The organism is Psychrobacter sp. Ps7 (assembly GCF_022129225.1).
Classification (GTDB): domain Bacteria; phylum Pseudomonadota; class Gammaproteobacteria; order Pseudomonadales; family Moraxellaceae; genus Psychrobacter; species Psychrobacter immobilis_A.
In genome coordinates this window covers 22629-28990 of sequence record NZ_JADQAH010000043.1, presented here as the reverse complement: position 1 = coordinate 28990, position 6362 = coordinate 22629, and the positions used below count along the sequence as shown (strand labels likewise).

4 protein-coding genes are annotated in these 6362 nt (G+C 44.4%); 3 read left to right on the top strand and 1 reads right to left on the bottom strand.

Annotated features, from left to right (window positions below):
* Positions 1–51: 51 nt before the first annotated feature.
* Entirely contained in the window at positions 52–2157 is a 2106-nt protein-coding gene (locus I3257_RS12265) for a PhnD/SsuA/transferrin family substrate-binding protein (RefSeq protein ID WP_087815045.1), read from the bottom strand.
* 254 nt (positions 2158–2411) lie between these two features.
* On the opposite strand from I3257_RS12265, the gene I3257_RS12260 reads away from it, so the two are divergent.
* The 3 genes from I3257_RS12260 to I3257_RS12250 all read left to right on the top strand — a co-directional run bounded on the left by I3257_RS12260 (position 2412) and on the right by I3257_RS12250 (position 6351).
* Positions 2412–3788 carry a cytochrome c gene (locus I3257_RS12260; protein WP_227675911.1) on the top strand — a complete coding sequence of 459 codons (1377 nt, stop codon included), beginning with the start codon at positions 2412–2414 and terminating at the stop codon, positions 3786–3788.
* Positions 3788–4756, top strand: coding sequence for a c-type cytochrome (locus tag I3257_RS12255; RefSeq protein ID WP_226950204.1), 969 nt, complete (start codon positions 3788–3790; stop codon positions 4754–4756). Before I3257_RS12260 ends, I3257_RS12255 begins: the two co-directional genes overlap by 1 nt.
* Before the next feature lie 287 nt (positions 4757–5043).
* Positions 5044–6351 carry an RNA-guided endonuclease TnpB family protein gene (locus tag I3257_RS12250; RefSeq protein ID WP_087815047.1) on the top strand — a complete coding sequence of 436 codons (1308 nt, stop codon included), beginning with the start codon at positions 5044–5046 and terminating at the stop codon, positions 6349–6351.
* Positions 6352–6362 lie beyond the last annotated feature (11 nt).

Sequence of the window (6362 nt, the reverse complement as noted above, 5' to 3'; positions counted from 1 at the left end):
GCTCGCTTGTGTCTTTATCTGGTTGCCCTTGATTTGAATTCTATACACACCCTAGAGTTTTTCGTCATTATTCGCTAAAGATAATGACAGATAAAAAGATATTTGTGCGCCCACCGTGTTTGACAGCTGATAGTTAGCATTGGTTTGTAGCAGTTGGATTTTACCGTTTAAGCTACGTTTAAAGCGGTGCTGCTCGCTGCTCATTACTTGGTAAACTTGCTCAATTTCATGCTCGACATCAATATTGTTTAGCTGCATCATACCGCCCAGCGACTTGCATAAGCGCTGACATATCATCAGTCCTAATCCTAGACCGTCTGTTTTCGTAGACTGGGTAGCATATTGACTGGGTAGGCTCTCTGGTAGGTGCTGCCTATTCAGCTGAGTTTGATCAAAGCCGCCAGCGTCATCGCTTAGATGCAATACCAACCATTGCTTATTATTATACCTCTCTGCCTGACAGCGTAGCATGATATTGGTCGCCCCTTGCTGTGCAGCATTGGTCATGCTATTTATCAGTAACTGATCTAATAATAAATTTGGCAAGGTTAAATGCTGATAATCACTTGCCAGCCAAAAATTGACACCTACTGCTTGCTCACCCAATAATAAGATGCACTGTTGATAGATAGCTGCGATATCGACACGAGTTTCATTCGCTTGCGACCGTCCAGCCCAGCGGCGGATATTAGTCACCACAGCAGCGACGCGTTCTGTTTCATTGACAATCTGCTGTAGAGCATTCTCTGTTGCCGCATTGTCAAGTGGCGTTATGTCGATAGCATTTTTAGACAACCTTGCATGTTGACTGCGTATCAATAATCCTTGCGCATAATTTTGAATGGTTGCCAGCGGCTGATTGATTTCATGAGCGATAGCACCGCTCATCTCACCGATGACCGCAAAGCGCTCTGATTGGTGTAACTGCTGATCATAATCACGGATTAGTCTATTTTGCCGCACTATCTTTTTTTGCCGCCGCCATGCCAGCCAGCTCATCCAAGCATAATTTACTGTCGATATCAGGACAACCAAAATAATCACAGCCATCCATAATCGATGCGCCTTTATCCAGTCGATCATATGCGCGCTCAGCTGCTTTTGGGCGGGATGGCGATTCATCTCATAAAGGATGCGCTCAGCATCGCTACTTGATTCTGCTGGTAACCAGCGCTGCTCTAATTGACGCTTGCCAAATAGATGTTGATTGATCTGGCGCACCAAAGCATCTGGCGCTTGCTCGGTCGCTGCCAGTGTCCAATTTGGATATATTTTCGTTGAAGAGTGGCAGCTGGATACAGTGGCGACTGGATGAATGAGACGGTATTGCTTGTCATTGATTTGACCGCGCCTTGCCATATCCTCCATCAAACAAAGCGGCGTAATGGCAGCGTCTACTTTGCCACTAGCCAAGGCATGCAAAGTGCGCTCTATCGGATAACCGACAAACTGTGTTTGATAGTGATTTGGCGTAATGCCATTTTTCTGTAATAAATGTGCGCCCAATAAATAACCGCCAAATGCGTCAGTGTCGACGGCAGCAATATGACGTTGCTCCAAATCCTGCAAACGATAAATATCACTGTCGGCAGCGACCCATAAAGCACTGGCGACCTCTTCCATCGCACTCGGCTGTTTTAATGGCGTATATTCATTTAGCTTATTAAATTCATTGGCGAGGGTGACTGTCGTCGATAGCTGATTTTGCGATTGTTGCCCATTAATACCCTCAGCATCAAATCCTTGATTGCTAAAAATTTTATCACGAGAACTTTTATCACGAGCGTTTTGCGCATTGCTATTTAATTGAGCCGTCTCTGTTTGTAAGGTAGCCAGCCAGCGCCATCTGATAGTATTCATTTTTATAAACTGCACTTGCGGGCCAAGCACTAGCGCAAACTGCTGTGCTTCTATTTGCTGTTGCCAATTTTCCAGCGCCAAAGGTACCAATATCACGGTGTCATCTGATAACTGATCATTAAGCTCGTCAAGCCACGGCTGCCAGCGATTTTGTGCGGCTGTCTCGCCTTGCGGTGCCAGCACACCCAAATAGTAAGTCTGGGCGGTGGCATTAGATAGCGGCAACCAAGCAGCCCATGCTACCACGGTAATAAAACAAGCCTTTAAGATAGTCCAAATTTTAGACTTTTTATGCATACACCTAGCCTTATATTTGACCTACCAAACGTACATTATAATTAAAAACCTTAATCATAATGTGGTTTTCCACAATATCACAATATTACCCGCTACCCTATACTAGATGACAGTCGTGTAACTTTTAATTCGCTGAGCTTAAGTCACAAATATTCGATTTCAATTTTGATTTCAATAAGAATGATTAATACACCTCATGAAATATGGGTGATGAATTATAAGCTTGGTAAAAATATCTTATGGAGGGCGGGCTTATGAAAAAATGGCCACTGATTATAATAATAGCAGCCATCATCGGGCTGGTGGTTGCCTTTATTATTGGGAAATTACTGCCAAATATGCGCACCAGCAGTAACGATATCGAGGTCAATATCACTGATCCTGCTCTCATCAAGCAGGGCGAATATATCGCTCGCACTGCTGACTGTATTGCGTGTCATACCACGCTCGATGGCGAGACTTATGCAGGCGGTCTGCCTATGCTAACGCCACTTGGGGCAATTTACTCGACCAATATCACACCCGATCAAGAAACTGGCATCGGCAACTACAGTTTCGCCGACTTTAAAAATGCCGTTAAGCATGGGGTACGCAGTGATAATAAAGCCTTATATCCTGCTATGCCGTATCCCTCTTACCAGCTCATGCCAGAAGAAGACTTAGCCGCGATGTACGCCTTCTTTATGTCCGATGTCACAGCCGTCAAGCAAGCCAATCTAAAAAGCGAGCTACCTCCGATAGCAAACTGGCGCTGGCCCTTGGCATACTGGCAGGTCTTATTTGATCGCAAGCGTGACTTTGTCCCTGAGACAGACGACGCACTATTGACTCGTGGTCAATACTTAGTCGAAGGTCCTGGGCACTGCGGCTCTTGTCATACTGGGCGCGGTATTGGCTTTCAAGAAATCGCTCTAAGTAATGCAGATTCTAACAAGTATTTGAGCGGTGCCATCATCGATGGTTGGCGCGCCAAAAGTATCCGCGGTGAGCATCGCGGACTTGGCACTTGGACGGTTGCAGAATTAAATGACTTCTTCAAAACTGGTCGTACTGATACCACTGCTGCCTTTGGTGCCATGGCCGAAGTGGTTGAGCATAGCACCCAGTATATGACCGACTACGACATCAACGCCATGTCATCTTATCTAAAAACATTAACGCCAGCACCAAACAAAGAAGCCACACTGCCTGCGAAAAAAGACATCACTACGCAAAAATTACTAGATGGTGACTATGATTCGCGCGGTTCGATTTTGTACGCCGAATATTGCCAAATTTGTCACCGTGTCGATGGTAAAGGAGTCGCGCGTATTTTCCCAGCGCTTGATGGCAATAGTGCGGTTTATTCTAACAATGCCGATTCGGTCTTACAGATTACCTTGAGCGGTGGTCGTATGCCTGAAACTCCACATGACCGTATGGCATTTACTATGCCTGAATTCAGCAATCTTAGCGATGCAGATGTGGCAGAAGTGGTCAATTATGTCCGCAATAGCTGGACCAACCAAGCGCCTGAAATCGATGTCAATGACGTGGTAAAAATGCGGGCTTTCCTCGCCAAAAAACCAAAAACCAGTACGGATATTGCTCCAGACTTAAGTATTGACGCGCAAACAAAAGGAGCAAAATAATGAAAAAATCTCCACTCAACTTGCCTACTATTGCTCGCGTTATCTCTCAAAAAATGACCATAGGCAACTTAACCACCGCTATCCTTACTGCTTCAGCGCTTAGTATCGCCGCTATCAGTAGTGGTTGCTCGCAGCCCGAGCCTATCGAGCAGAATGCACCTGAGTACGGCTTAGTCACCACTGATGATGCCAACGAAGATATCGGCACTTATGTGCTGCCGCAAGATACGGCTATCTTGGATGAACCAAATGCTGATGAGATATTTTATGGTAAACGCTTATTAAACGAAACTAAGCGCTTACTGCCAGAGCATGTGGGCGCGCAAATGAACTGTAACAGCTGCCATATTTCACAAGGTAAAATTCCACTGGGTGATCCGTACATCAATAGTTATAACTTCTATCCGCGCGTGATGCCACGATCTGGTAAGGAAGTTGATTTAACCAAACGTATTAATGGCTGCTTCCAGCGCTCAATGAATGGCAAACCGTTGAAACCTGAATCCCCTGAAATGCTGGCAATGTTGGCTTATATGAAGTGGCTATCGCAAAACACCCCAAAAGAGCAAAAAGTCGATATCCAAAATACGGGTAAAGTGGATGAATCATTAACCCCAGACCCTGTCCGCGGCGAACAAATTTATAAAGCTCAATGTGCAACTTGTCATGGTGATAATGGCGAAGGCATCAAAGACAGTCGCGGCGATATCGTGTTCCCGCCACTGTGGGGCGATGAATCCTTTAATATCGGTGCTGGTATGGCACGTACTTACAAGGCGGCAGCCTTTGTAAAATACAACATGCCCATGGGTATTCAGACCAAAGGCTTATGGGGTCACGGAAATGTGCTGAGCGATCAAGATGCCGTCGATGTGGCGCACTTCTTTACTCATCAGCCGCGCCCTGACTTTGCTGGTAAGGTCAATGATTGGCCAAATGGTAAAAAACCTAAAGACGCGCGTTACTAATATCTTAAGAAGACGGTATTTATAAAGACTTTACTTAAGAGGACTTCACTTAGCAGACATCATTCTATGCTCGCTTGTGAGTGAGCATTGACACGATAAACCTTTAAGAAAATGCATTTTTCTTAAAGGTTTTTTTGTTATCTATCAAACCCGCGAAAGAGGACGCCATCCGACATTAGGGTGGCGGTGAATTTCGCATCATTTTCAATGTTTAAATTACATAATATGCGCCTGAATCCAGTATAATAATTAATTATTGTAATACTTATAACTCACCACGAGCATTTATGAAAATCAACAAAGCGTATAAATTTAGGCTTGAGCCTAATACGGAGCAAGAGGTTATTTTAAATAATCTTGTCGGCTCTGCACGTTTTGTTTGGAATCAAATGCTGGCAATCTCATTTGAGATGTTTGCTAAAGATGAGTTTATTAATGCCACCAATCTGGTTAATAAAATTATAGATTTAAAAAGTAATCCTGATTTTAACTTCCTAAAAAGCAGCTCAAACGCTGTGTCTTTACAACAAAAAGTACGCGATCTGGCATCGGCTTGGTCGCGGTTCTTTGATCCTAAAGTACATGCCAGATTAAAAGACAATAAAAAGAAACCTCGCAAACCCAAGTTCTTTAAACTGGCTGACGGCACAGAAATCCAGCTACGCTCGTTGATGCCAAGATTTAAGCGCAAATCCGATGGCTGCGACTCAATTCGCTTGGTTCAGTTTGATAAATATTGCCGTGTTGAAGGTAATCGAGTAAAACTGCCTAATGGCATTGGCCTGGTGAAGTTTAGGAAGTCGCAAGACATCATTGGTACAATTAAAAATGTCACCATCAGCAAGAAATCAGGGCACTGGTACGTGTCTTTTGGTACGGAGCGAGAACTGGATGAGAACCCTCGTCACCCTGCCACAAGCGCCATTGGCTTGGACATGGGTATCAGCAAACTACTCACCACTTCAAACGGTCAGTACATCAAACCGAAAAACAGTTTTAAAACCAATCAACTCAAACTTGCCAAATTGCAACGAGGGTTAGCAAAGAAAGTAAAATTCAGTGAAAACTGGAAAAAGCAAAACCGCAAGATTCAAAAGCTACACAGCCACATTGCTAATATTCGCCATGACTACTTGCATAAAGTCACCACCCGCATCAGCAAAAACCACGCCATGATTGCTTGTGAGGATTTAAAGGTCGCTAATATGTCGAAATCAGCCAGCGGGTCGGTGGAGAACAAAGGTCGTCATGTTAAAGCCAAGTCGGGATTAAACAAATCAATCCTAGATCAAGGCTGGGGCATGATGGTTAATATGCTTGAGTACAAACAGCAATGGCGCGGTGGGTTACTGATCAAGGTAAACCCACACTACACCAGTCAAACCTGTTCTCAATGTCAGCATATTGCTAAAGAGAATAGACAAACTCAGTCTAAATTTGAGTGCGTCAAATGTAGGTATGTTGCGAACGCTGATTTTAATGCGGCTCGTAATATATTAGCGGCAGGACATGCCGTTTTGTCTGCGGAGGGAGGATGCAGTAAGGGTCGCCCGTTGAAACAGAAAACAAGCGACCTTCGTGAGAAAGTCGCCTAAGAGCATCTGCT

Coding starts and splice junctions, on each gene's coding strand:
- I3257_RS12265 (WP_087815045.1), bottom strand. CDS start 2,157: ATGCATAAAAAGTCTAAAATTTGGACTATCTTAAAGGCTTGTTTTATT.
- I3257_RS12260 (WP_227675911.1), top strand. CDS start 2,412: ATGAAAAAATGGCCACTGATTATAATAATAGCAGCCATCATCGGGCTG.
- I3257_RS12255 (WP_226950204.1), top strand. CDS start 3,788: ATGAAAAAATCTCCACTCAACTTGCCTACTATTGCTCGCGTTATCTCT.
- I3257_RS12250 (WP_087815047.1), top strand. CDS start 5,044: ATGAAAATCAACAAAGCGTATAAATTTAGGCTTGAGCCTAATACGGAG.